The organism is Ancylobacter pratisalsi (assembly GCF_010669125.1).
GTDB lineage: Bacteria > Pseudomonadota > Alphaproteobacteria > Rhizobiales > Xanthobacteraceae > Ancylobacter > Ancylobacter pratisalsi.
In genome coordinates, this window is the sequence record NZ_CP048630.1 from 3630601 (window position 1) to 3652041 (window position 21441).

The window sequence follows — 21441 nt, forward strand, 5'->3', positions numbered from 1 at the left end:
GTTCAGTTCGGGCGATGCAGTGTCGCGGCGGGCCGTGTCATGGTGCGTCGCCCGCGCTTGTAGGCGAACAGGACAGGGGCGAGTTCGGCGATCGCCGCCTCGCGGGACTGGCAGTCCAGAACGACGAAGTCGGCCGACTTGCCGGGCGCCAGCCCATAGTCGCGCGCATTGATCAGCTGCGCGGAGCGCTCGGTGATCATGTTGAAGCACTCGCGAATGTCGTCGGTTGCGCCGATATGGCAGATGTTGGCGTTCAGGTTCGCCATGCGGATCAGCGAGCAGTCGCCAAACGGCGTGAAGGGGTTGAGCACGTTGTTGGTGGACAGCGAGCAATTGACCCCGTGATGGATCATCTTGTGGGCGTGGGTGACGCCGCGCGGCTGGTTGCAGTCGCAGTCGCGGCCCATCAGGAACAGGTCGGTGGAGGGCAGCACGGTCAGCGCGACGCCGGCATCGCGCATCCTGCGGGCCGCTGCGTCGAACCGCGTCGGGCTCGCGGCGGCGAGCTTGGTGACATGGCCGATCGCGGTGCGTCCGCCCCAGCGATAGCGGTCCGCCAGCTCGCACACATAGTCGAGGTCGAGCGTGTCGCCGGTCGGGCCGAAATCGAGATGCATGTCGATATCGGCGTCAAACTCGCGCGCCATTTCGAAGACGCGGTCGATCTGGCCGTGCGGATTGGTGTCGGTGTAGGGCGCCGCGCCGACGACGCGGGCGCCGTTTCTGAGGGCCTGCACCATGAGGTCGTCGGTGCCGGGATTGTTGAGCAGCCCCTCCTGCGGGAACACGCAGATCTCGATGTCGATGGCCCAGCGATATTCCTCGATCAGCGGCAGGACGCCCTCGAGCCCGCGCAGGCCGATGCCGGGATCGACCTCAAGCTGCGTGCGCATGTGGGTGGTGCCTTGCATCAGGCACTTTTCCAGCGTGCGCTTGCCGCGCGCATAGACATCCTCCGGCGTGAAGGCTGCCTTGGCCTTGGCCACCTCGCCAATGGCCTCGGGGAGGTCGCCGCGTTGTGACTGGCAGCGGTCGAGGATACAGGACTTGTCGAGGTGGATGTGCGTTTCCACGAAGCCCGGAGAGACCAGGCGGCCGCCCACGTCCAGCTCCTCGCCCTCGGCGGCAAGGTTCGCCTCGATCGCCACGATCCGGCCAGCCTCGACGCCGATGTCGACCTCGCGTTCAAGGTCATGGGGAAGGCGGGCGTTCCGTACGATCAGGTCCATCGCTGCTTCTCCTCAGGGCGCGGCTCAGGCCGCCGCGCGTTGCCACAGGTTTTCGGCGGTCCGCTGGGCCTGCCGACAGATGTCTTCCTCGTCGATCCCGACCGCGCGGCCCTCGCACACCCGAAGCACGCCGTCGATCACGACGTGGCGCACATGGCTGCCCTGCCCGCAGTGAACGAGGTTGCCCAGCGGGTCGAGCAGGGGCACGAAACTTGGTCGGTCGATGTCGACAAGCACGATGTCGGCCTTCCTGCCGACGGTGAGCGCGCCGATCTCGTCTGCGAGCCCGAGCGCGCTGGCGCCGTTTCCGGTTGCCATGGCGAAGACGTCCTCCGGCTGCCAGTCGGGCGTCACCGTGCCGGTCTGCAGCCGTCCGATGCACAGCGCCCAACGCATCGCCTCGATCATGTCGCCGAGCAGGTTGTCAGTGGCGAGGGCGAGGTTGGCGCCGGCTTCGCGCAGGGCCCGCGTGGGCGCCATCATGCCGCCACCGGCATTGCCCTTCGGCACATGGGCGACCGTGATGCCGGCCGCGCCCGCCCGTGCGATGTCGCTGTCATTCATTACAATGCAGTGCGCCGCGATCAGCCGCGCATCGAGCAGGCCCACATCATCGAGCAGCTCGGTCGGCGTCATGCCGTCGCGGTGGGCGATGAACTCGGCCTCCAGCGGGCTCTGGGCGAGGTGGGTGGAGACCGTAAGCCCCGTCGCGTCGCGCGCGCGGCGGATCTCGCGCAGGAAATCGCGCGAGCAGGTGTCCGGCGCATGGGCGGCCAGGGTGACGCGCGCGCGCCCGTCAAAGGCGCCGTCGAAACGCTCGGCCAGCGCCAGCGCGGCGTCGAGCGAGCGCCGGCCGATGGCGGGATCGTAGCGCCAGTCACATTGCTGGACCCGCGTGAAATCAACGTCGTGCAGCCGATCGCTGGCGAACACCCTCAGCCCCAGCTCGGCCATGGCGGGCAGTGTGTGCTCGACATGGACATACATGTCGTTGATCAGCGTGGTCCCGAACTTCAGCGATTCCAGCGCGCCGAGCCGGGCAAGCGCGACGGCTTCGTCGGGGTTGATGAGGTGGCCCTGCGGTACGCCGCGCGTATAGGCCGGGGCGAAGCCCATATCCTCGGCAACGCCGCGCATCAGCGACAGCACACTGTGGGTATGGACGTTGACGAGGCCGGGAATGGCCAGCAGGCCGCGGCCATCGAGTGTGCGCGCCGCCGCCGGGGCGGGGCCGCTGGCCGGCCCGACGAGGGCAATCCTGTCTCCACGAACGCCGAGCCGTCCGTGGCGGATCTCGGCCATCGCCGCATCGCCGGTGAGGATCAGTACGTCCTCGACGATGAGGTCATAGGCTAGGACCTCTCCATCGGCAGGGGAGCCGGGCGCCGGGTCCATTCAGATCTCCTGCGGCATGCCGGGAACGGCAAGCACCGCACGGCGCGCCTCCTCGATCGCCTCGATGGCCGAGGTCGCGAAGACGCGGGGACCTTCGGAGAAATGGGCGGAGACCCAGCCGAAAAGATAGTCATCCCGGCCGATAAGCGGGGCCACCAGCTGGGAGCGCGTGCCGAAGATCTCCACCAGCGCGGCCGGCGGCGCAAGGTGCGGGTCGGCGAAGACGTCGCCTTGCACCAGCGTGCGCCGGCTCTTTTCTATCCAGCGGACCGTTCTGGCCCGCCGATGGTCGACCGAACTGTTCGACATCATCGAGCGCGCGCCGGGCGCGAGCACCTCTGCGCAGGGCACGTTGACACTCAGCCCGAGGGCGGGATGGTCGATGCGGACGGTACAGCGCTTCGCGCCGGTGCGTTCCATCAGCTCGGCGAGAAGCGGCTGCAGGGTGTGAGCGAGAGTGGCAACGTCAGTCATGTCGGTGAATCTTGCGTGAGTTCGATACGTCCCTGGGCGAGGCCGACGCAGAAATGCTGGACATAGGGCTCTATGGCGGCGAGCGCGGCGCGGCGGGGAGCGTTGGCGGCCATCAGCTCGCGGGCACGCTCGTTCAGTCTTGTCCTGAGGGCAGGGTAATCGATGGTGGTGAGGCGCCCGTCCTCAACCACCGTGCGCCCTCCCACCATGACCTTGGTGATGCTGCGCCCCTCTTCGGCGAAGACGAGCTGGTAGAGCGCGTCGTTCAGCGGCGTGAAGTTGACCGAGCCGAGGTCGAGAAACACGAGGTCGGCGGCAAGTCCGGGCCGGATGTCGCCGATCATGTCCTGCATGCCGAGCGCGCGCGCGCTGCCGCACGTCGCCATCTCGAACACGTCGCGCGGCGTGAGCCAGTCATCCGGGTCGAAGGAGGCGGTGCGCGACAGATAGCAGGCGAGGCGCATCACCTCGAACAGGTTCTGGTGATCGGAGCAACTGCAGGCATCGCTGCCGATGCCGACCCGCACGCCGGCCGCGACCATGGCGGGCACGTTGGCGATGCCGCTGCCGAGGCGGAAATTGCTCGACGGGTTATGCGCCACACACGCCCCGCGCCGGGCCAGAATGTCGAGGTCGTCGGCGTCCAGCCAGATGCCGTGGGCCGCCGTGAAATCGGGGCCGAGGATGCCGAGCTGGTCGAGATGGGCGGTAAGGCTGTGCCCGTAGCGGGCGCGCCCCGAGATCTCCTGGATCTTGGATTCCGCCAGATGCGCGTGCATCGGCGCACCATGGCGGTCGGCGAGGGCGCGGGCGCCGGTCCAGAAGTCGTCCGAGCAATGCAGCGGAATGGTTGGCGCCAGACCGGGCCTCACCCGATCACGCGGGTGCGGCCATTGCGCGAGCATCCGGTCGCAGGCGGCGAGATTGACGTCCGCCCCCGCCATTGTGATGGCGTCGACACTGGCCTGCGCGGCCTCCGGCAGCGCCGCGCGCAGACCCGGTATCGCCTGCCAGAAGGTGCGATCGGCCAGCATCGGCGCGATCACGGCGCGCATGCCGGCATCCAGATAGCCCGCAGCGGTGGCGAACATGCCCTCCGGCGATGGACACGGCAGTTCCAGCACCAGATCGTAGCAGGAGGTACAGCCCTTCAGCAGCATCTCGGCGGCGGACGCCTGCGCCAGCAGATACCGGTCGTCGACATTCTGCCCGCCACCCGTCCACGACCCGTTGTGAAGGTGGAGTTCCAGCGTCCAGGAACGCGAGATGCCCTTGGCAAGGGCGAGGTGGCTGTGGGTGTGGGCATTCACCAGCCCTGGCATGACCAGCCGGTCGGTGGCGTCGATGGTCTCGACGTCCTCAGGCAGGGGCTGTCCGGGGCCCACGATGGCGGCGATGCGGCCGTCCTCGATCAGTAGGTCGGCGGGGCGCACGTCGCCTTCGCCGGGAAAGGCGACCAATCCGCCTCGTATCACCTGCGGCCGTCCGGGTGCGTTCATGTGTAAGCCTTTCCGCTCGGCAGTACGATGCAGTCTCCGATGCCGAAACCGAGCGTGACCGCCGCGCCGGGCGCCGGCAATGGGCGCCCGACATTCTTTTCCAGCGACTGCACCAGCGTGCCGTCGGCCAGCCGCGACCAGATGCGCAGATCCGCGCCGATGGGATCGTGCCGCTCCACCACCGCGTCGATCCGGGTCCCGGAGGCGCGGTGATCCGCGGGCAGGAGCATCAGCCGTTCCGGGCGGATGCACAGCGTCACCAGGCCGTCCGCAAGGTTTCCGGTCGCGACGGGCACGGCGCCGAACGCGGTCGTCACGATGCCCGAGCCGCCGCCCAATCGCGACAGCGTGCCGCTAATCCAGTTCGCATGGCCGATGAAGTCGGCGGCGAACAGGGTCTTCGGGCTCTGGTACAGCCCGTGCGGCGTGTCGATCTGCTCGATCCGCCCCTTGTTCATCAGCACGATGCGGTCGGCGAGCCCCATCGCTTCTTCCTGATCGTGGGTGACGATGATGGAGGTGCAGTCGAACGTTGCCAGTATGGTGCGGATCTCGCGCCGCAGCTGCAGGCGCAGCTTGGCGTCGAGGTTCGACAGCGGTTCGTCCAGCAGCATGATGTCCGGCCGTGTCACCAGCGCGCGGGCGAGCGCGACGCGCTGCTGCTGGCCTCCGCTCAGCGCGCTCGGCCGCCGGCCACCGAGGCCGGGGAGCTGCACCTGTTCCAGCACCTCCTCGATGCGTTGCTCAATCTCGTGGCGCTTCACGCCCCGGTTCTTCATGCCGAAGGCAATGTTCTGCGCCACGCTCATATGCGGGAACAGAGCGTAGTCCTGGAACACCAGCCCGACATTGCGCTCATAGGGCTGGCGCAGCGCCATGTCGGCGTCGCCGATGAAGATGCGCCCCTCATCGGCCCATTCGAAGCCGGCGATCATGCGCAGCGTGGTGGTCTTGCCGCAGCCGCTCGGGCCGAGCAGCGCGACGATCTCGCCGCGTGCGACCTCGAAGGACACGTCATCCACCGCAGCGACGCCGCCGAAGCGCTTGGTGATGTTCTGGAGTTCGAGGACAGCCATGCTCAACGCCCGTAAACCCCGCGTCCGACAACCGCGTCGAGCCCCGCCAGCCGGTCGAGGAGCACGATGAGAAGCACCGTCGCAAGGATGAAAATGACCGATAGCGCCGCGATCGTCAGATCGAGATTGGCCCGCATCTGGGCGAGGATCGCCACCGGAAGGGTGTAGGTGAATGCATCGGTGAGGAACAGGCTGATGCCGACATCGTCGAAGGAGGTCACGAAGCCGAACACCGCGCCGGCGAGGATGCCGGTACGGGCCAGCGGCAGCGTCACCTGCGCGATTGCCTTCCAGGGCCGCGCCCCGAGGCTCAGCGCCGCCTCGTAATAGCTCGCCTTGATGCCGACGAGAGAGGCCGCCGTGGTGCGCATCACATAGGGAAAGGTGATGAGCACATGCCCCATGATGAGCCGCGTCATGCCGTCGACGATGCCCAGCCGCGCGGCGAAGATCAGCATGCCGAATCCCAGCACGACATTGGGCACCACCAGTGGCGAGAGCAGCGCCGCCTGAAGCGCGCCCCGCCCCCTGAAGGTCGCCCGGCTGAGCGCGATGGCGGCCAGCGTGCCGGCAAAGGTCGCGATCAGAGTGGCCGTGATGGCGACGATGAGGCTGGTAACCAGCCCGGCGTGGTAATAATCGTCGGCGAGAAAGCGCTCGTACCAGCGCAGCGAGAACTGTGTCGGCGGGAACGGTCCGATAAAGCCGCGGGCGTCGAAGGACAGCACCAGCGCCACCAGCACCGGGATCACCGAAAAGGCGATGAACAGGGTGATGAGCGACAGGTAGGCCGCTTCGAACAGCGCGTCGGCGAGCCGCTTGTTCATTTGCCGGCCTCCTGCCAGTTGCTGCGCACGAGGTGCAGCAGGCCGTAGAACAGGCTGACCGAGATCACCATCATCACGATCGAAAGCGCCGCCCCGCCGGGGAAGTTCGCCACATCCGAAAACCGGGAGTAGATCAGGTTGGACACGAACAGGATGAAACCCCGGCCCACCAGCATCGGCACCACGAGATTGCTGATGCAGAAGGCGTAGGCGATGATGCCGGCGGAGAGAATGCCGGGCACGCTCATGGCCACGGTGACCAGGAAGAACGTCTTCCAGCGCGGCGCGCCGAGGGACATCGCCGCCTCTTCCAGGCGCGGGTTGATGTTCTGCAGCGTGCCGATCAGTGTGAGCGCGACGAGCGGCAGTGTGGTGTTCATCAGGCCGAGCACGACCATAAGCTCCGCGCCGTCCGGGCTGTTGGAGCGGATGCCGAAAAGCCGGCTGAAACCGGACAGCGGGCCCAGCGGGCCGAAGGTCATGGAGATGGCGTAGACCCGCACGATGAGGCTGAGGAACAGTGTTCCCACCAGCCCGCCGATCAGCACCCGCCGCGTGGCCGGGCGCGCCCGGCGTACGATGAAATGCGCCATGGGAAAGCCCAGCGCCAGCGCCAGCCCGGAGCTGATAAGCCCGACCCGGAACGTGTCCAGGAAGTAGCGCACATATTCGGGCGCGGCGATCAGCGCATAGTTGTCGAGGGTGAGCGCACCGGCATCGTCTCCGCCGATGCGCCCGCCGACATAAGGCTTCAGGCTTTCCTGCGCGAGGGCAAAGAGGGGGCCAAGCAGCAGCGGCGCCATGATGATCAGCGCCGGCCACAGCATGGCCGCTGTCAGTCCCGGACGTCTCATCGCGCCGCCGCCTGTTCCCGCCGCCCGCTCAGCCGCGCCGCACCAGCGGCACGATCTCGCGTTCCCAGCGCGCATTCCACTCGTTCATCACCGAGCTGAGATAGGCGAAATCCGCGAAGTAGGCGTATTTCGCCAGCTCGTCGGGCTTGTAGTACCAGTCCACCAGCATCGGGTTGGTCTTGGCCGAGGGCTGGGTCGGGCCGGAGCCGAGGTTTATGTTGTAAAGCTCGTTCATCTTCGGCTCGGCGAAGAAGTTGGCGAACTCGAACGCGGCCTTCTCGGGCGAGCCCTTCAGCACGCAGAAGCCCTCATTGTAGAGAAAGCCCTTGTTGTCCGGCATGCGGTTCTTGAGCTTTACGGGGAAATTCTTGGCGGTGGCGAACCAGCCGCCATTGTTCCAGAAGCCGACCGAATACTGCCCCGTCGCCATGGCGTTGATGTACTCGGAATTGCTGGTGCAGATCTCGCCGATCTGGCCCTTGGAGGCCAGTTCCTTGATGAACTCCCAGCCCGGCTCGGCGTTCTTTTCGCTGCCGCCGCGCTGGATGGCGCAGCTCACGATGAACAGGCCGGTGAGGTTGATCGGGTAGGGGACGCAGAGCTTGCCCTTGAATTCGGGGCGCAGCAGGTCCTCGACGGAATCGAAGCCGCCCGGCAGCAGGTCCTCGCGGTAGCCCCAGAACGCACCGGCCGTCGAGAGCGGCACGGTCATCTTCTGACCCTTGTCGTTCTTCTGGATGAACTGGTCCGGGATGGTGGCGAGGTTGGTGACGATGCTCTCGTCGATCGGCACCAGCCAGTCTTCCTTGATCAGGGTACGGAAAACCGGGTCCCACACCGAGAGCACGTTGTACTGGGTGTTCGGCCATACCGCCTTGATCTTGGCGATCACCGCCGCCGAGCCGCCCGAGTGCAGCTCCCAGGCGATCTGGGTGTCGTTGGTCTTGTTGAAATCGGCCGTGATCTGTTTGGAAACCTCGATCCAGTTCGCGCCCCACTGCACCACCAGCAGGCGCTCGGCGGCGTTGGCGGGAAGGATCAGGCCGCCGGTGAGGGCGCTGGTGGCGGCCAGGCCGGTGCCGTTCAATGCGGCGCGGTTGAAGGCACGGCGAGTCATCGACATGGCGGATCTCCGGGCGATGGGAGCAACGGGAAAGAGCGCTGGAAACAATTAAGTACTTACTTAGTTTGTCGGCGCGGCGGGGGCGGGTAAAGCCGAATGATTGGCCATCGCGACAAGTTTCAAGGTGTTGATATAAAAGGGTTTAGTTGCCTTCTGACTATGCCGTGGGCGGTGGCTGGGCGATGGTTGCCCAAAAATTCCACCGAGGCCCGATCGCGCATTTCAGGTGGCAATGCCCTCGCCGCGCAGGGTGCGCAGCACGGCTTCTCCGGTCAGCCGGTTGTGTTCGGCGAGCCGCTCGGCGAGGTCGAGGCGGGCGCGGGCGCGGAACGCCGTCATGATCGCCTCGTGCTCGTCGAAGGACTGGGCGACGCGGACCGGGTTCTCGTTGACCACGAAGCGCAGCCGCAGCACCCGCTTCTGAAGATTGTCATAGGTTTGCAGAAGCACCGGGTTCTGCGTGGCGCTTGCGAGCGCGCGATGGAATTCCTGATTCAGTTCGGTATAGGCGGTGGGGGCGGGATGGGCGCCGAGCGCACCGTGGACCCGCTCGATCCGGGCGCGGTCCTCAGGCGTCGCGCGCACGGCCGCGAGCAGGCCGATCTGGTTCTCGATGGCGCCCTTCAGTTCGAATACATGAGCGACGTCGAGCGGGTCGATGGGGGCGACGATCGAGCCGCGATTGGGGCGGAGCTCCACGAAGCCTTCCGCCGCCAGCACCTTCAGCGCCTCTCGCAGGGGCGTGCGCGAAACGCCGAAGCGCAGGCAGAGCTGGGCTTCGGGTATGCGCGCTCCATCGCTCAGCTCGCCGTTCAGCAGCACCATGCGCAGCTTGTTGACGGTCTGCTCGTGCAGGCTGCCGCCTTCCCCTGTCTCGTCCGGCTGCGCGAAGGTCATGGCTGTCACTCCGCCGGTATGGCCATTTCGGAAGCGGGCGGGGTCGCAAACATGGAGCCGAAGCGGGCCAGCGGATCGGTAGGCAGGTCGAGCGCGCGCAGGCAGCCCCACAAGGTGGTGCTGACGGAATCATAGACCGGAACACCGATGCGGCGCTCTATCTCCGCGCCGATCACCGCGCCGCGCATATTGGTGCAGACGATCGCGATCGCGTCCGGGCGGGCGGCCGCAACCTCGGTGCACATCGCCGCGATCTGCTCCTCGGATATCTCGGCGAAGGAGAAATTGTCGGACAGTCCGCAGTGGCTGCCGGCGACGACCGACACGCCGATCGAGGCGTAATTGGCAACGATCCGCGCGCCCACATCCGCGGTATAGGGCGTGACCAGCGCGAGCCGTTTCACGCCCTGTTCCCTGATGAGCCGGTTGAGCCCCAGAATGGCGCTGGTGGCCGGAACGCCGGTCCGCGCATGGACGGCCTCACACAGGCGCTCGTCGGTCTCGAAGCCGAGCCAGCTTGCCGAGGTGCCGTTCCAGGCGATCACGTCGACGCGGGCGTCGGCGAGCAGTTCGGCGGCGGCCAGGATCGGCTCCTCGCGGAACTGGTCGGAGGCGACCTCGTCCAGCGCGATCCGTGTGACCCTGAAACGCCCGAAATGCGCGGTCACCTGCGGAAACAGCGGTTCGAGCAGGAGCGAGGTGTAAGGCTCCAGCACGGTGTTCGACGAGGGCGTCAGCATGCCGATCAGCCGTCGGGAGAAAGGAAGGACATTTTGCATTCAAAAATACCCGACATGGAGGCTGGCGACGTGTCGACGCTTAAGTCCCGGCCTGATGGTGGCGGTCCGCTACATTCAGGTCTTGCCTTGCCCGACGTCGTTCGTCAATCGGCAAGAAGTGTTTCGTTTGAACGCCAATGCTCACTTATCAAGCAGGATATGGCGCGCGGTGCGGCAAGGCGCGGGCAGGACGCACAATGCGCTGCCTACAATTTGATATTTAAGTGAACATTTAATTGGAGCAGACTCCGAGGCAAGAAATGAATTCAAAATGACCTTCCAGGAGCAACCCGTATGCGACTTCCGGTTCTGCTGACAACCGCGTTGACCGCCTTGTTCGTCGCCGCGTCTCCGGCCTTTGTCCCGGCGCCGGCCGCGGCCGCGGACAGCGGCAAGGAGTTCCGCTACGCCTACCGCGTGGATCCCGCCTCGCTGGACCCGCACGCGCTGGCGGAGACCTTCACCCTGTCCTGGCTGGGCCAGGTCTACGAGCCGCTCGTCGGGCGCGGCAAGAATCTGGAGCTGGTGCCCGCGCTGGCCACGAGCTGGGAGCAGGTGGAGCCGACCGTGTGGCGTTTCCATCTGCGCGAAGGCGTGAAGTTCGCCGACGGCACGCCCTTCACTGCCGATGACGTCATCTTCTCGCTGCAGCGGGTGAAGAAGGACGGTTCGGACATGGCCTATACGGTGGCGTCGGTGACCGACATCAAGAAGGTCGACGACCACACGGTCGACCTGATCATGGCCAAGCCCAACCCGATCCTTCCGGTCCAGATCACCTCGACCTACATGATGAGCAAGGACTGGGCGGAAAAGCACGAGGCGACATCGCCCTCCAGCGTGAAGGCCAAGGTCGAAAACTTCGCCACCACGAACGCCAACGGCACCGGCCCGTTCATGATCGAGAGCCGGCAGGCCGGCGTGAAGACCGTGCTCGTGCCCAACCCGAACTGGTGGGGCGAGAAGGAAAGCAACGTTTCGAAGGTGGTCTTCACCCCGATCCAGTCGGATGCCACCCGCGTCGCCGCGCTGCTCTCGGGCGAGGTGGACATGGTCTACCCGGTGCCGCAGCAGGACGTCGCGCGCATCGAAAGCGCCGAGGGCACCGAGGTGCTCAAGGGATCCGAACTGCGCACCATGATGCTGGCCATGGACCAGCACCGCGACGAACTGCTCAATTCGGACGTCAAGGGCAAGAACCCGCTGAAGGACAAGCGCGTTCGCCAGGCGATCTATCAGGCGATCGACATGAACGCGATCAAGGACCGCATCATGGGCGGCACCTCGCACATCGCCGGCACCATGATCGCGCCGGGCATCAACGGCTACGATCCCAAGCTCGACACCCGCGCCGCGCCCTATGATCCCGAAGCGTCCAAGAAGCTGCTGGCCGAGGCCGGTTACCCGGACGGCTTCTCCTTCACCATGGACTGCTCGAACGACCGCTACGTGAATGACGAGCGCATTTGCCAGGCCATCGTCGGCATGCTCGGCCGCGTCGGGCTGAAGGTCACGCTGAACGCCCAGACCCGCACCAAGTTCTTCGAGAAGGTGCTGGCGCGGGACACCTCCTTCGCCATGATCGGCTGGCAGCCGCTGAGCTATGATGCCCACTCGACCCTTCAGGACACGATGAACACGCCGGAAGGCAAGGTCGGCACCTACAATGTCGGCAACTACTCCAACCCGAAGGTCGATGCGCTCACGCAGAAGATCGAGGTCGAGGTCGACCCCGCCAAGCGCAACGCGATGATCTTCGAGGCGATGACCCTCGACAAGGAAGACTACGGCCACATCCCCGTGCACCAGGCCGGTATCGCCTGGGGCGTGCGCAAGGGCGCCCATGTGGTGCTGCGTTCCGACGACAGCCTTGAGCTGAAGTGGGTCACCGTCGACTGAGGACGGCGATGATGGAGGCCGCGACATGAGCTTTGTTCTCGGGCGTCTCGGGCAGACCGTGCTCGTCCTGCTGGTCGCGGCCTTCGTCAGCTTTTCCCTGTTCCGCTATGTCGGCGACCCCGTGAACAACATGGTGGGGCAGACCGCGAGCCTTGCCGACCGCGAGGCGATGCGGGCCGCGCTCGGGCTGGACGACCCGTTCGTCGTCCAGTTCCTCCGTTTCGTCGGCCAGGCGCTGCAGGGCGATTTCGGCATTTCCTACCGCTATGGCCAGCCGGTCTCGACGCTGATAGCCGAACGCTTTCCCGCCACGCTCGAACTGGCGCTGATCTCGATGCTGATCGCCACCGGCCTCGGCGTTCCCCTCGGGGTGTGGACCGCACTGCATCGCGGGCACTGGTTTTCCCAGGTGCTGCTGGCGATCTCACTGATCGGCGTGGCCCTGCCCACCTTTCTCATCGGCATCGCGCTCATCCTCACCTTCTCGGTCTGGCTCGGCTGGCTGCCGTCCTTCGGGCGGGGGCAGGTGGTCGATCTTGGCTGGTGGAGCACCGGGTTCCTGAGCTGGAGCGGCCTGCGCGCGCTGGTGCTGCCCAGCGTCACGCTCGGCGTGTTCCAGCTGGCGCTGATCATGCGACTGGCGCGGGCGGAGATGCTGGAGGTGATGCGGGCCGACTTCATCCGTTTCGCGCGGGCGAGGGGCCTGCGTCCACGGGCGATCGAGTACCGCCACGCACTGCGCAACACGCTGGTGCCCGTGGTGACGATGATCGGCCTTCAGTTCGGCAACGTCTTCGCCTTCTCCATCATCGTGGAAACGGTGTTCCAGTGGCCGGGGCTTGGGCTTCTGGTGATCCAGGCGATCCAGTTCGCCGACGTGCCGCTGCTTGCCGCCTATCTGGTGCTCATCGCCCTGTGCTTCGCGGTCATCAACCTTGCCGTCGATCTGCTCTATGTCGCCATCGATCCCCGTGTCCGGACCTCGGGTGCGATACGGAGGACGGCATGAGCGTCGCCGCGGTCCGCCACGCGGTGGGGGAGTGGTGGCAGAGTGATCTGGCTTACCGCTTCCGCCGGTCGCCGGTTGCCATCCTCGCCGCGCTGGTGGGGCTGGCGCTGCTGTTCGCCGCACTGGGCGCCGATGCACTCGCGCCCTACAACGCTTTCGATCCCGCCGCCGCCAACGCCGCCGATGCCCGTCTGCCGCCGGGCAGCGAGGGCCTGTTCGGCGATTACTACCTTCTGGGAACCGATCCGCAGGGGCGCGACATGCTGTCGGCCATGCTGTACGGCCTGCGCACCTCGCTGCTTGTCGGCCTCGCCAGCGTGGCCGCGGCGGGGGTGGCGGGCGTTCTGCTCGGGCTGGTGGCCGGCTATTTCGGCGGCATTCTGGACGCGTTCATCATGCGCGCGGCCGATGTGCAGCTCAGCTTTCCCGCCATCCTGATCGCGCTGCTGATCGATGGCGTAACCCGCACCGCCCTGCCGCGCGAGCTGCATCAGGAACTGGCGGTGCCGATCCTCATCGCCGCCATCGCCGCGTCGTTCTGGGTGCAGTATGCGCGCACCGTGCGCGGCCTCGTGCTGGTGGAGCGCGGGCGCGAATACGTGCTGGCGGCGAAGGTCACCGGCGTCAGCACGGCGCGCATCCTCGTCTCGCACATCTTGCCGAATGTGATGGGTCCGGTGCTGGTGATCGCCACCATCAATCTGGCGCTGGCAATCCTCACGGAGTCGACGCTGTCCTTCCTCGGCGTCGGCCTGCCGCCGACCCAGCCCTCGCTCGGCTCGCTGGTGCGCATCGGTAACGAGTTCGTGTTTTCCGGCGACTGGTGGATCAGCGCGCTGCCGGGTCTTCTGCTGGTGATGTTGTCGCTGTCGGTCAACATCTTCGGCGACTGGCTGCGCGACGCGCTCAACCCGAAGCTGGCCTCATGAGCGCGCTCCTCGCCGTTGAAGGTCTGAGGGTCGAGATCGCCGCCCGCAAGCGGGTGTTCACCGCGATCGACGACGTGTCGTTCGAGATCGCGGCGGGCGAAATCCTCGGCGTGGTCGGCGAGTCCGGCGCGGGCAAGTCGGTCACGGGAACAGCGGTGCTCGGCCTGCTGGAGAAACCGGCCTATCAGGCCGGCGGGCGCATTCTCTTCAAGGACCGGCGCATCGACACGCTGGATGAGGATGGGCTGCGCGCCCTGCGCGGCAGGGAGATCGCGGCGGTGTTCCAGGACCCGCTGACCAGCCTCGACCCGTTGATGACCATTGGCGGGCAATTGGTCGAGACCATGCAGACCCACCTGCCGCTGTCGCGCGACGAGGCGTTGACCCGCGCGGCGCAGCTTCTCGCCGAGGTGGGCATTCCCGCCCCGCGCGAACGGTTGCAGAGCTACCCGCACGAACTTTCCGGCGGCATGCGCCAGCGCGTGGTGCTCGCGCTCGCCTTCTGCTGCGAGCCCGCGCTGATCATCGCCGACGAGCCGACCACGGCGCTCGATGTCTCGATCCAGGCCCAGATCCTCGACCTGCTGCGCACCATGTGCCGTGAGCGCGGCACGGCGGTGATGCTGGTCACCCACGACATGGGCGTGATCGCCGAGGCGAGCGACCGCGTCGCGGTGATGTATGCCGGGCGCATCGTCGAGATTGGTCCGACGGCGAGCCTGATTGCCAATGCCGCGCACCCCTATACGCGCGGCCTCATGGCCTCGATTCCGGACATGCACCGGCGGGAGGCCGAACTCACGCAGATCCCCGGCTCGATGCCGCGCCCCGACGCCCCCGTTTCCGGCTGCGCCTTCCATCCGCGCTGTACGCTCGCCGAGCCGCGCTGCGCCGTGGAGCGGCCGGCCGATGTCGCTGTGGGGTCCTCGCGCGTCGCCTGCTGGCTGGCCGGTCCCGTCTCACGGAGCGCGGCCTGATGAACACGCGCGACATCCTGCTCTCGGTCGACCGCCTGACCGTCCGCTTCGACGCTTCGCCCCCGCTGCTGAAGCGCGTCCTTTCCGGCAGCGGCCGGCGGACGGTGCATGCCGTTGAGGAGGTGGATTTCGAGATCGCGCGCGGCTCGACCTTTGCGCTGGTGGGGGAATCGGGCTGCGGCAAGTCGACCATCGCGCGGACCATTGCCGGCATCCAGCCGCCCACGGGGGGCACGGTGTCGTTCATGGGCGTGGATGTGTCGGGATTCCGCACCCGCCACGCGGCGCTGCCCTATCGCCGCAACCTGCAGATGATCTTCCAGGATCCCTATGCCAGCCTCAACCCGCGCTGGCGGGTCGGGCGCATCGTGGCCGAGCCGATCCTGACCCACAAGCTGATGAAGCCCGGCGCCGGGCTGAAGGCACGCATCGCCGAACTGCTGGAGATCGTCGGCCTGTCGCCGGCGGATGCGGGCAAGTTCCCACACCAGTTTTCCGGCGGCCAGCGCCAGCGGATCTCGATCGCCCGCGCGCTGGCCTCGAACCCGGCCTTCATCGTCTGCGACGAGCCGACCTCGGCGCTGGACGTGTCGGTGCAGGCGCAGATCCTCAACCTGATGAAGCGCCTCCAGCGCGAACTCGGCCTGACCTACCTGCTGATCTCGCACAATCTGGCGGTGGTCGCCCACATGGCCGACCAGCTCGGCGTCATGTATCTCGGCCGTCTGGTCGAGCAGGGCGACGCCGGGCAGATCCTCGCGCGCCCGCTCCACCCCTATACCCGCCTGCTGCTCGACACCGTGCCCGATCCCCACGCGCCGAACCGTTCGCGCGCGCGGCTGTCCGGCGAGGTGCCGAGCCCGCTGGCGCCGCCCCCCGGCTGCGCTTTCCATCCGCGCTGTCCATTGGCCAATGAGCGCTGCGCCATTGAGCGCCCTCAGCCGGTCCGTGCCGGGGCGGCATGGGTGTCCTGCCACGCGGTCGAGGAGGGGCGCCTGCCGTCCCCGGCGCGCGATACCGATCAATGCCAGTCCAGCACCGGAGACGCCGCGTGAAGACGACCATCGTCAACTGCCATGCCCTCATCGGCGAGAATGCGGTGCCCGCGCCCGAGCGGGTCGACATCGCGATCGACGGCCGGGTCATCACCGAGATCCGTCCCCATGGTGCCCGCGAGCCCGAAGGCACGGTGATCGACGGGCGCGAGCTGCTGATCGCGGCGGGCCTCATCAATGGCCACCATCACAGCCATGAGGGCTTCTACAAGGGCCGCAAGGACAACCTGCCGCTCGAGCTGTGGATGAACTATGTCCGCCCGCTGAAGCCCATCGAGATGAGCCCGCGCGACATCTATCTGCGCACCATGATCGGGGCCATCGAGGCGGTGCGCAGCGGCACCACCACGCTGTGCGACGACACCAACCAGAGCCCGCGTATCCGGCCCGACCATGTCGAGCAGGTGTTCCAGGCCTATGAGGACATCGGCATCCGCGCCAATGTCGGCATCACCCTGTTCGACCGTCCGTTCTTCCGCGCCGTGCCCTTCGTCGACGAGGAGTTCCCCAAGGAACTGCTGGCCGAGCTCGACGGCACGCGGATGTATTCCGGCGCGGAACTGCTCGACTTCGTGCGCGGCCTCGCCCGCACCCGCCATCCCTCCACCAACCGCGTCGCCTACATGGCCGCCCCCTCCGCGCCGCAGCGCTGCACGGAAGAGTTCCTGCTCGACGTGCGCCGCATGGCGGACGATTTCGACCTGCCCTTGATGATCCATGTGCAGGAAACCCGCATGCAGGTGGTCACCGGCCAGCTGTTCTACGGCTCGACCATGATCGAGTATCTCGACCGCATCGGCTTCATGAAGCCCAAGACCGCGTTCATTCACGGCATCTGGCTGAACCCGCGCGAGATCGAGATCCTCGCCCGCACCGGCGTCACCATCCAGCACAACCCGCCGTCCAACCTCAAGGTCGGCTCCGGCCTCGCCCCGGTGCGCGCGCTGCTCAAGGCGGGCGTGAATGTGAGCATGGGCACGGATGGCTGCGGCTCGATCGAGGGCACCGACATGCAGAACGCGCTGTATCTGACCGCGCTGCTGCACAAGCTGCGCGGTGAGCATACCGACTGGGTCGGCGCCGAGGAGGCATTCTATGCCGCGACCATGGGCGGGGCGCGCGCGCTCGGCCGCGACAGGGAGCTGGGCGCGGTCGAGGCCGGGCGCATCGCCGATCTTGTCGGCTACCGGCTCGACAGCATTCCCTTCGCACCGCTGAACAACGCCCTGAACCAGCTGGTCTATTCAGCCTCCCGTGCCGAAGTCGATCTTGTCATGGTCGATGGCGAGGTGATCGAGCGCGGGGGCAAGCTGACCCGCATCGACGAGGCCGCGATCATCGACGAGATCCGCGAGGCCCACAGCCGTATCGAGCCGCAGCTCTCCGCCTCCGAGATCGATGTCGAGCGCATCTCGCCCCATTACGAGCGCATCTTCCGCCGCTGCCAGTGCATGGACATCGCGGCCGACACCTATCCCGCCCGCTTCAGCCATTGAGAAGAGACCCGGATGACACGTCCTGCTGATTTCCACGCCCGCGCGATCGACGTGCTGCACGACGCCAACGAGGCGGCGTGGCGCGAGACCGACCCGGAAGAGGGCGTGCGCCATTTCACCAACGCCACGCGCGGCCTGCTCGGCGACCCCGACGCGCCTGCCCAGCCCGGCGCGCTGAAGCCCGGCGAAACGCAGTTCATCGTTTCCGCCTGCTTCTTCATCGCCCCCAGCCGCGACCACATGATCGTGTTCGCCGACAATTTCGGCCTCGGCCGCGCCCGCATTTCGGTCACCGACAGCCGACCCGGCCACACGGTCCAGACCCGGCAGGCGGCGGTGGTGAAGAACACCGACGAGGACAAGATCTTCCGCCAGATCATCAAGACCGGCCGCGTGGGCTGCTCGATCTATGTGCCGGTGATGTGGAAGGGCGAGGTCATGGGCATGTTCAACACCGCCTCGCAGGCCCGCTACATGTATGATGAGGAGGACATGAAGGTGCAGAAGCTGTTCGCGGCCTGCGCTGTCGCGGCCTGGATGGGGCTTGGAGGGCCCGAGCGGGTGGCGGAGGAGGCCGCCGGCCTCGGCCCCTGGCAGCCCTGACGTCCGCCTGAGCCCTATTCCCGGCCGGAACGTCCGGCCTTCGTGAGACGAGACCCGCGCATGCCCGCCTTCGATACTGTGATCCGCAATGGCCGCATCGCGACCGCGTCCGACGTCTTCTCCTGCGATATCGGCATCCGGGAGGGGCGTATTGCCGCGCTCGGCACGGATCTCGGCGACGCGGGCGAGGTGATCGACGCGGCGGGCAAATGGGTGCTGCCGGGCGGCATCGACAGCCATGTTCACATTGCCCAGCCCTCGGGCGAGGGCATCGTGATGGCGGACGACTTCGCCTCCGCCACCCGGTCAGCCGCCTATGGGGGCAATACCACGGTGCTGCCGTTCTGCCTTCAGGAAAACGGGCAGAGCCTGCGCGCGGCGCTGAAGGACTATCACGCCAAGGCCGAGGGCGAGTGTTACATCGACATCGCCTTCCACCTCATCATTTCCGACCCGACCGAGCAGGTGCTCGGGCAGGAACTGCCGGCCCTGGTCGCCGATGGCTATCCTTCCTTCAAGGTCTTCATGACCTATGACGGGCTGGCGCTCTCCGACCGGCAGATGCTGGAAGTGATGGAGGTCGCCCGCCAGACCGGCGCGCTGGTGATGGTTCATGCCGAGAATTACGACATGATCCGCTTCCTCACCGACCGGCTGGAGCGCGAAGGCAGCACCGCGCCGCGCTTTCATGCCGCCTCGCGCCCGATCGTGGCCGAGAGCGAGGCAACTCACCGCGCGATCTCGCTCGCCGCGCTGTCGGAGGTGCCGCTGATGGTGGTCCACGTCTCCAATCGCGAGGCGATGGACGAGATCCGGCGCGCGCAGGCCAAGGGTTTGAGGGTGATGGGCGAGACCTGCCCGCAATATCTCGTGCTCACCGCCAAGGACCTCGACGGGCTGAACATGGAGGGCGCCAAATATGTCTGTTCGCCCCCGCCGCGCGACACCGAGAGCCAGATCGCCTGCTGGGAAGGCCTCCAGCAGGGCGTGTTTTCGGTGTTCTCCTCCGACCACTGCCCGTTCCGCTATGACGACCCGCAGGGCAAGCTCATTCCGAAGGGCCGCACCAGCTTCCGCTGGGTGCCGAACGGCATTCCCGGCGTCGCCGCGCGGCTGCCGATCCTGTTCTCCGAAGGCGTGATGAAGGGGCGGATCGACATCAACCGCTTCGTCGCCGTCACCGCCACCAACCACGCCAAGATCTATGGCCTGTATCCGCGCAAGGGCACCATCGCGGTGGGCGCGGACGCCGATATCGCGATCTGGGATCCCGACATCCGCCAGACCCTGACCCATGATCAGCTCAAGGACGGCTCCGACTACACGCCCTATGAAGGCATCGAGATCACCGGCTGGCCGGTGCTGACCATGGTGCGCGGGCAGGTTGTGGTGCGCGAGGGCGCGCTCACCGGCGCCAGGGGCTTCGGCCGCCATCTGGAGCGGCGGCTGGGCGCCTGACGCCCTCTCCTTCGCGGGCGGCGCGGGCCCTCAGCTCGGGGCGGGAACACGCTCCATCAGCCAGGCGGGCTCAGCCGCGCAGAACGTCCCCTCGCACGCCGCCTCGACGCAGTGCGCGAGGCTGCCCAGAAACACCCGGCGGCCGGAAATGCCGGGGCCGTAATGGGCATATTTGCCGGAACTCGTGAGAATGGCGCGGGCCTCAAGGGGGATGATTGGCTCGGTGATCATGCACCAGCAGATGTCGTTGAGGATCTGGACGCCGAAGCGCTCCAGCGCGTCGATGATCCCTTCCGCCTGCGCGCGGGCGTGCACGTCGCGCCCGCAGGTCACGATCAGCGCCACGTCGCGGTGACGCTGCCGGCCCTCGCAGAGCGCGGCCAGCTGCTTCAGCTCATTGAACGAGAAATGCGGATTGCCCAGCGAAACGAGGTCGATCCGGTTTTCGGGAGCTTCCCCGTTGAGCTGATGCCAGGTGGCGCGCAGATCGCTGAGCGGCACCGCGATCTCGGGCAGCATTGCCGCCCCGGCGAGCGCAGGGCCGCCCGCGCGCGCTTCGGGAGTGATCCCGGCGATGTGGAACATCGGCGCGCCCGATGTGGTGGCGAAGGCGGCGGCGAAGGATTTCAGGTCGTCCTCGCTCACCACCGCGTCCTCCAGCCCGAGGATCAGCGGAATGCGGTCCGCCGCCAGTTCGCCGACATGGTGGCCCAGCAGCGGGAAGAAGGCATCGTCGGGGTCCGCCACCGGCGCAACCCGTATCGCCAGCGAAGGCAGCCGCCCGGCGTCGAGATGACAGCCGGCCAGCGGCGCGCGGCCGGTGAGGGCAATGCAGATATCGAGATAGTCGGGATACTTCATGGTGCGGGCGCCGAGCACGCTGTTGGCGTAGGCGACGGCGTTGGATTCCGCCCACACGATCTGCTCGCCAAGGCGCGGCGGCGCGTCGAGCAGATAGGGGGCGCAGGTGAAGCTCGGCCGTGCGCCCATGTCGACATAGGCCTGCGCCAGCTTCCAGGCCGGTTCGCCGAAATCCGGCGCGATGCCCTGCGCGCGCCAGCGCTGGCCGTCGACGGAGATCGCGTTCAGGGTGGTCGGCACCCGCACCGTGCCGCCCAGATCGCGCAGGGTCTGGGCGAAGCGCAGGCTGGCATCGCCGGTGTAGATGCAGCCGTCGATATGGGCGCGGGTGACATCGATCAGCGTGCGCGCGCCGTAGAGGGCGGCCATCTCGACCACGACCTCCATGGCGAACTGCGCGCCCCGGCCGTTCGCGCCCGCCAGCATCGCCCGGTCCGCCGCGTTCAGCTCCAGCGCGTGGCCGGGCCGCGCGGCCGCGCGCGGGCTGCGGGTGGGGGAGGGAGTGGTGAGAACCGTGTCGCCGGCGATCTCGGCGTGGGGGAGGCCGGCGAGGCGCTCCATGTCCCCGGCGCCCAGCCGCAGCACCGGCACCGACCTTCCGAACATCTTGCCGGCGATGATGACGCCGAGCGTGATGATTTCCTCGTCGTCGCTGAACACAAAGCCGGCCGGGCCCTTGCCGTTCATCAGCAGCTGCAGCGCGACGCTGCTGCCGGTGCAGGAGCCGCGACTGCCCGGCACCACGAGGATGGCGCCTTCGAGCGAGCGGCCGTGCAGGGGGTGATAGCGGTCGATGACGCGGCCGGTCTCGGGATCCACCCCGCCCCAGAAGGACAGCGGCACGGACGACGCGATCACCTCGCCGGCAGCATCGCCGCCCACGATCGACATACCCTTCAGCGGCACGATGGAATTCTCCCGGTTGCGGCGCCGACTATAGCCGCTAATGCCGTCCGGGGAATTGCCGTGGCGAGGGCGTGAAGGGCGTTTTGCTCACGGGA

Annotated in this window: 19 protein-coding genes; 8 read left to right on the forward strand and 11 right to left on the reverse strand. The window is 67.1% G+C overall.

What is annotated here, in order from left to right:
- Positions 1-2: 2 nt before the first annotated feature.
- The 10 genes from G3A50_RS17010 to G3A50_RS17055 form a co-directional block, all read right to left on the reverse strand.
- Positions 3-1229, reverse strand: coding sequence for an amidohydrolase family protein (locus G3A50_RS17010; protein WP_163076364.1), 1227 nt, complete (start codon positions 1227-1229; stop codon positions 3-5).
- 24 nt (positions 1230-1253) lie between these two features.
- Positions 1254-2624, reverse strand: coding sequence for an amidohydrolase family protein (locus G3A50_RS17015; RefSeq protein WP_163076365.1), 1371 nt, complete (start codon positions 2622-2624; stop codon positions 1254-1256).
- On the reverse strand, positions 2625-3098 hold the full coding sequence (locus G3A50_RS17020) for a GAF domain-containing protein (protein ID WP_163076366.1): 474 nt from the start codon (positions 3096-3098) through the stop codon (positions 2625-2627).
- Complete coding sequence (locus G3A50_RS17025) at positions 3095-4597, reverse strand: amidohydrolase family protein (RefSeq protein ID WP_163076367.1); 1503 nt, start codon at positions 4595-4597, stop codon at positions 3095-3097. Before G3A50_RS17025 ends, G3A50_RS17020 begins: the two co-directional genes overlap by 4 nt.
- A complete protein-coding gene (locus G3A50_RS17030; RefSeq protein ID WP_163076368.1) occupies positions 4594-5673 on the reverse strand; it encodes an ABC transporter ATP-binding protein in 1080 nt (359 codons plus the stop codon). The genes G3A50_RS17025 and G3A50_RS17030 overlap by 4 nt, the downstream gene beginning before the upstream one ends.
- A 2-nt stretch (positions 5674-5675) precedes the next feature.
- Positions 5676-6500, reverse strand: a complete 825-nt coding sequence (locus G3A50_RS17035; RefSeq protein ID WP_163076369.1) for an ABC transporter permease — start codon at positions 6498-6500, stop codon at positions 5676-5678.
- A complete protein-coding gene (locus G3A50_RS17040; protein WP_163076370.1) occupies positions 6497-7354 on the reverse strand; it encodes an ABC transporter permease in 858 nt (285 codons plus the stop codon). The genes G3A50_RS17035 and G3A50_RS17040 overlap by 4 nt, the downstream gene beginning before the upstream one ends.
- Positions 7355-7382: 28 nt before the next feature.
- Positions 7383-8477 carry an extracellular solute-binding protein gene (locus G3A50_RS17045; RefSeq protein ID WP_163076371.1) on the reverse strand — a complete coding sequence of 365 codons (1095 nt, stop codon included), beginning with the start codon at positions 8475-8477 and terminating at the stop codon, positions 7383-7385.
- Positions 8478-8699: 222 nt separating this feature from the next.
- Positions 8700-9374 (reverse strand): GntR family transcriptional regulator, encoded by a 675-nt coding sequence (locus tag G3A50_RS17050; protein WP_163076372.1) that lies wholly within the window; start codon positions 9372-9374, stop codon positions 8700-8702.
- Positions 9375-9379: 5 nt separating this feature from the next.
- Positions 9380-10153, reverse strand: a complete 774-nt coding sequence (locus G3A50_RS17055) for a maleate cis-trans isomerase family protein (protein ID WP_163076373.1) — start codon at positions 10151-10153, stop codon at positions 9380-9382.
- 294 nt (positions 10154-10447) lie between these two features.
- Between G3A50_RS17055 and G3A50_RS17060 the strand changes: the two genes are divergently transcribed.
- The 8 genes from G3A50_RS17060 to hydA are packed head-to-tail and all read left to right on the forward strand — an operon-like array spanning position 10448 to position 19579.
- Positions 10448-12052, forward strand: coding sequence for an ABC transporter substrate-binding protein (locus tag G3A50_RS17060; RefSeq protein WP_163076374.1), 1605 nt, complete (start codon positions 10448-10450; stop codon positions 12050-12052).
- Between the two features lie 25 nt (positions 12053-12077).
- Positions 12078-13061, forward strand: a complete 984-nt coding sequence (locus G3A50_RS17065; protein ID WP_163076375.1) for an ABC transporter permease — start codon at positions 12078-12080, stop codon at positions 13059-13061.
- Entirely contained in the window at positions 13058-13990 is a 933-nt protein-coding gene (locus G3A50_RS17070) for an ABC transporter permease (RefSeq protein ID WP_170308645.1), read from the forward strand. The genes G3A50_RS17065 and G3A50_RS17070 overlap by 4 nt, the downstream gene beginning before the upstream one ends.
- A complete protein-coding gene (locus tag G3A50_RS17075) occupies positions 13987-14967 on the forward strand; it encodes an ABC transporter ATP-binding protein (RefSeq protein WP_163076376.1) in 981 nt (326 codons plus the stop codon). Before G3A50_RS17070 ends, G3A50_RS17075 begins: the two co-directional genes overlap by 4 nt.
- The gene (locus tag G3A50_RS17080; RefSeq protein ID WP_210255159.1) at positions 14967-16022 is read left to right on the forward strand and encodes an ABC transporter ATP-binding protein; all 1056 of its coding nucleotides are present in this window, start codon (positions 14967-14969) and stop codon (positions 16020-16022) included. The genes G3A50_RS17075 and G3A50_RS17080 overlap by 1 nt, the downstream gene beginning before the upstream one ends.
- Entirely contained in the window at positions 16019-17518 is a 1500-nt protein-coding gene (locus G3A50_RS17085) for an amidohydrolase family protein (protein ID WP_163076377.1), read from the forward strand. The genes G3A50_RS17080 and G3A50_RS17085 overlap by 4 nt, the downstream gene beginning before the upstream one ends.
- Positions 17519-17530: 12 nt before the next feature.
- The gene (locus G3A50_RS17090; protein ID WP_163076378.1) at positions 17531-18121 is read left to right on the forward strand and encodes a GAF domain-containing protein; all 591 of its coding nucleotides are present in this window, start codon (positions 17531-17533) and stop codon (positions 18119-18121) included.
- A gap of 60 nt (positions 18122-18181) precedes the next feature.
- On the forward strand, positions 18182-19579 hold the full coding sequence (gene hydA, locus G3A50_RS17095) for a dihydropyrimidinase (protein ID WP_163076379.1): 1398 nt from the start codon (positions 18182-18184) through the stop codon (positions 19577-19579).
- A 30-nt stretch (positions 19580-19609) separates the two neighbouring features.
- Here the strand turns inward: hydA and lhpI are convergent, their stop codons facing one another.
- A complete protein-coding gene (lhpI, locus tag G3A50_RS17100) occupies positions 19610-21331 on the reverse strand; it encodes a cis-3-hydroxy-L-proline dehydratase (RefSeq protein WP_163077778.1) in 1722 nt (573 codons plus the stop codon).
- Positions 21332-21441 lie beyond the last annotated feature (110 nt).

Excerpts from the sequence above, each read along its gene's own strand:
- G3A50_RS17010 (WP_163076364.1), bottom strand. The coding sequence starts at position 1,229 with ATGGACCTGATCGTACGGAACGCCCGCCTTCCCCATGACCTTGAACGC.
- G3A50_RS17015 (WP_163076365.1), bottom strand. The coding sequence starts at position 2,624 with ATGGACCCGGCGCCCGGCTCCCCTGCCGATGGAGAGGTCCTAGCCTAT.
- G3A50_RS17020 (WP_163076366.1), bottom strand. The coding sequence starts at position 3,098 with ATGACTGACGTTGCCACTCTCGCTCACACCCTGCAGCCGCTTCTCGCC.
- G3A50_RS17025 (WP_163076367.1), bottom strand. The coding sequence starts at position 4,597 with ATGAACGCACCCGGACGGCCGCAGGTGATACGAGGCGGATTGGTCGCC.
- G3A50_RS17030 (WP_163076368.1), bottom strand. The coding sequence starts at position 5,673 with ATGGCTGTCCTCGAACTCCAGAACATCACCAAGCGCTTCGGCGGCGTC.
- G3A50_RS17035 (WP_163076369.1), bottom strand. The coding sequence starts at position 6,500 with ATGAACAAGCGGCTCGCCGACGCGCTGTTCGAAGCGGCCTACCTGTCG.
- G3A50_RS17040 (WP_163076370.1), bottom strand. The coding sequence starts at position 7,354 with ATGAGACGTCCGGGACTGACAGCGGCCATGCTGTGGCCGGCGCTGATC.
- G3A50_RS17045 (WP_163076371.1), bottom strand. The coding sequence starts at position 8,477 with ATGTCGATGACTCGCCGTGCCTTCAACCGCGCCGCATTGAACGGCACC.
- G3A50_RS17050 (WP_163076372.1), bottom strand. The coding sequence starts at position 9,374 with ATGACCTTCGCGCAGCCGGACGAGACAGGGGAAGGCGGCAGCCTGCAC.
- G3A50_RS17055 (WP_163076373.1), bottom strand. The coding sequence starts at position 10,153 with ATGCAAAATGTCCTTCCTTTCTCCCGACGGCTGATCGGCATGCTGACG.
- G3A50_RS17060 (WP_163076374.1), top strand. The coding sequence starts at position 10,448 with ATGCGACTTCCGGTTCTGCTGACAACCGCGTTGACCGCCTTGTTCGTC.
- G3A50_RS17065 (WP_163076375.1), top strand. The coding sequence starts at position 12,078 with ATGAGCTTTGTTCTCGGGCGTCTCGGGCAGACCGTGCTCGTCCTGCTG.
- G3A50_RS17070 (WP_170308645.1), top strand. The coding sequence starts at position 13,058 with ATGAGCGTCGCCGCGGTCCGCCACGCGGTGGGGGAGTGGTGGCAGAGT.
- G3A50_RS17075 (WP_163076376.1), top strand. The coding sequence starts at position 13,987 with ATGAGCGCGCTCCTCGCCGTTGAAGGTCTGAGGGTCGAGATCGCCGCC.
- G3A50_RS17080 (WP_210255159.1), top strand. The coding sequence starts at position 14,967 with ATGAACACGCGCGACATCCTGCTCTCGGTCGACCGCCTGACCGTCCGC.
- G3A50_RS17090 (WP_163076378.1), top strand. The coding sequence starts at position 17,531 with ATGACACGTCCTGCTGATTTCCACGCCCGCGCGATCGACGTGCTGCAC.
- hydA (WP_163076379.1), top strand. The coding sequence starts at position 18,182 with ATGCCCGCCTTCGATACTGTGATCCGCAATGGCCGCATCGCGACCGCG.
- lhpI (WP_163077778.1), bottom strand. The coding sequence starts at position 21,331 with ATGTCGATCGTGGGCGGCGATGCTGCCGGCGAGGTGATCGCGTCGTCC.